The following is a 2,810-nucleotide window of genomic DNA, read 5'->3' on the forward strand; positions in this document are numbered from 1 at the left end:
CCTATATAAAAAAAAGAGGTATACGATCCCGTTAATTCCGATCCATGAGTGGGCGTAATGAAAAGAATCATAACGGAATTTAATAAACTAAATGTAAATATAACGCTGAAAATAACTATAATTTTACGCAATTGAATTTTTGCAATTAAGAGGCCGATACATCCAACAATAAATAAAATTAGCAATATACGAAAATCAAAAAATAAAAAAGTAAGTGTCATACAAAATATAAATAAAGATAATTTAATTGCACCATCCATACGATAAAAATACGTATTATGCATATTCCTCCCTCCTATTAGCTTCAATATAAAGTTTCACAAATGTTTCTGGAGTTGGAATTCCGCTTAATTTAGCTAGTTTTATTAATGAAATCTCCCGTAGATTAGCTCTTTGTAACGTTCCTTGATCCCCTAAAACAGCAGATACAGTATTGTCCGCAATAATTTCCCCTTCATGCAGAACTACCGCTCGATCTGCATATTCTAAAGCAAGATTCATATCGTGTGTGATAATAATAAAGGATATGCCCCTTTCGGCCAGTTTTCTAATAAACGACATAAACTGTTTGTAATGGTAATAATCATGTACTGCTGTCGGCTCATCTAATACAATAAGTTTTGGGTTTGTTATAAGTACAGATGCAATAGTAAGCCTCTTTTTTTGTCCATAGCTTAATGCCTGAATTGGCCAGTTACGAAATGGATATAATCCACAAATTTTTAAAGCTTTTTCGACTCTTATCTCAATCTCATCTTTAGAAACCTTTTTTAATTGTAATGAATATGAAACCTCTTCTAAAACAGTAGGCTGTGTAATCATCTGATTTGGGTTTTGCATAACGTAAGAAATAACTTCCCCGCGTTTACGAATAGACCAACAATTTATATTTTCTCCATCGAATGTTATTCTCCCATTCTTTGTTTTATTTATTCCTATAAGAGTATGAGCTAATGTCGATTTCCCTGCTCCATTATGACCCAATAAGGCTATTATTTCTCCCTCTCCTATTGAAAGGTTGATATCTTCTAAGGCTGTATGTTTGTTATTGTACGTAAATGATAAATTTTCTATCTTGCATAAAGCTTTTTTAATATATTTGTTTTTTGATGAAACTTGCTTATGCATCCAGTTCTTTAATAGGCTATGAACGCCTGCATTACGAAGATTTTCAATTGGAAATACCYTAACATTATTACTATCAAAATTTAATTTCTTTAGCRCYTCTATATAAATAGGTTCTCTTAGTCCGATATTTGGTAATATATTAGAATTTAAAATACTATCCGGTGAACCAACGGCAATAACTTCTCCCTCATCTATTAAAATAATTTTATCTAAATCAAGGTTTAAAATTTCTTCTATTCGATGTTCAATAATTACAATTGTTTTATTATATTTCTCATGTATATTTTTAATGAGTTCTATTGTATTCAAACTACATGCAGGATCCAAATTAGCTAACGGTTCATCAAATAATAATATATCGGCATTTGTCGTTAGCAGACCTGCAAGAGAGACTGTCTGTTTTTGACCTCCTGATAACTCATGTGGACTTTGTGTATGAAAGTCCTGCATGCTTACCTTTTTTAAAGAATCCGTAACAATCTTTCTCATTTCTATTTGATTTACACAATCGTTTTCTAATGCAAATGCTACATCCTCTTCGACAGTAAGGCCTATAAATTGTGCATCTTGATCTTGTAATATTGTCCCTACGTGTTTACTCTGTTCAAAAACACTACCTTTTCTCGGATCCTTTCCAGCTATTAAAATGTTACCGGTACTTATCCCTTCGTAAGAAAATGGGATTAGCCCATTTATACAATGAGCTAATGTTGACTTACCTGAACCACTTCGTCCAGCGATAAGTACCTTTTCCCCAGGATATATTTGAAATGTAATATTTTTCAAAGTAGGCTGCGTGGTATGCCTATATTGAAAGGTAAATTGTTCAAAAGAAATAATTGGTTGCATGTATTCATCCCTACTTTTCAATTTTTAAATGTGTATGTTTCTTATTTGATTTCGCTAGACCGATCGTGATTGGTAAGCCAAGAACTAAAAATACGATAACGTCTGCAATTGTTGMGCCTAGTACTTGTATAACTATTTTGTCAAACGGTTCTCCCATCACAATAATATCGAATGCTCCAGCAAATATAATWGCTATGACAATACCAATTAACCCTGCAATTGCAAAATAAGAAATATCACGGTTATTATACGTTCCATGTTTTACACTAAAACCAACTCTTTTTTGTATGAGTCCCATTGCAAAACCAATAATACCTGAACTAATAACCCATCCCCACCAAATACCCCAACCAGCGATCGTATCTGTAACGGTATGACCGATGAGTCCTATTAAAAGCCCTGCTACCGGGCCAAATAACGCTCCAAAAACTGTTAAAATAGCCAATGCGGGTTTAATAAATGTATTCGGCGCGATAGAAAATCCCCAAAGCCCTAATACCCCGTATAAAGCTGCTCCAATCCCAATAGCTACTACTAGCTTTGTCGTTAATTTGTTCATTACAATTCCCCTCTCGTATTATTCAACTTTTAATACTCTATATTTATTTTGAAAATGAATTATGCATCGACACTTCCTTTCTATACAACAAAAAATGACCTCTTAAATAAGAGGTCATTTTCTTTCACGTACAAGAATCCCCTTATCTTTCAAAAGACACATAGTGTCCTCTGCGGAATTAGCACCTTCCTATGTAATTACATAGGGGTTGCTGAGGCTTCAAAGGGCCGTTCCCTCTACCTCTCTGGATAAGTATGTATTTGTAATCTGTATT

The 2,810-nt window shown here is 33.5% G+C and carries 2 protein-coding genes, 1 pseudogene and 1 riboswitch; all 3 genes and pseudogenes read right to left on the reverse strand.

The features are described 5' to 3' along the window. Window positions 1–284, reverse strand: a pseudogene (locus tag AC1DJR_RS24875) (energy-coupling factor transporter transmembrane protein EcfT); the annotation flags it as partial. Further along, entirely contained in the window at window positions 277–1,977 is a 1,701-nt protein-coding gene (locus AC1DJR_RS24880; protein WP_477003751.1) for an energy-coupling factor transporter ATPase, read from the reverse strand. The gene AC1DJR_RS24880 and the pseudogene AC1DJR_RS24875, both read right to left, overlap by 8 nt. Window positions 1,978–1,987: 10 nt before the next feature. Further along, window positions 1,988–2,536 carry an ECF-type riboflavin transporter substrate-binding protein gene (locus AC1DJR_RS24885; protein WP_477003752.1) on the reverse strand — a complete coding sequence of 183 codons (549 nt, stop codon included), beginning with the start codon at window positions 2,534–2,536 and terminating at the stop codon, window positions 1,988–1,990. Window positions 2,537–2,675: 139 nt separating this feature from the next. Continuing rightward, window positions 2,676–2,791: riboswitch (SAM riboswitch) on the reverse strand. Between the last annotated feature and the right edge of the window lie 19 nt (window positions 2,792–2,810).

This window comes from Bacillus sp. 05T31, from assembly GCF_056396725.1.